Raw genomic sequence first — 556 nt, 5'->3', positions numbered from 1 at the left:
ATCGACAACGGCCAGGCCGTGTTCCAGGCTCAGCCGGCCACCGCGGGTACCTACGGCACCTTCACGCTCGCCGCCGACGGCACCTGGACTTACGCCGCCGCCAACAGCAACGCGACGATCCAAGCCCTGCGCGCCGATCAGTCGCTGACCGAAACCTTCACCGTCAAGAGCGCCGACGGCACCAGCTCCTCTGTCACCGTCACCATCCAGGGCACGAACGACGCAGCTGTCATCTCCGGCGCCACCTTCGGCTCCGTCACCGAAGACACCGCCGTCAACGGCTCGGGCAACCTGACCATCGGCGGCACGTTGTCTGTCGCCGATGTCGACAACGGCGAAGCTGTGTTCCAGGCTCAGCCTGCCACTGCCGGCACCTACGGCACCTTCACGCTCGCCACCGATGGCACGTGGACCTACGCAGCGGCCAACAATAACGCCGCGGTCCAGGCTCTGCGCGCTGATCAGTCGCTGACCGAGACCTTCTCGGTCAAGAGCGCTGATGGCACCAGCTCGTCGGTCACCGTCACCATCTACGGCACGAACGACACCGCTGTCA

1 protein-coding gene is annotated in these 556 nt (G+C 65.8%); it reads left to right on the top strand.

Annotated elements, in window-relative coordinates:
* The coding region (locus tag AC1D1T_RS32970; RefSeq protein ID WP_477993579.1) for a VCBS domain-containing protein at positions 1-556 on the top strand (556 nt) is incomplete at both ends.

The sequence above is a fragment of the Rhizobacter sp. P2_H3 genome (assembly GCF_056403355.1).
This window is presented reverse-complemented; position numbering and strand designations above follow the sequence as displayed.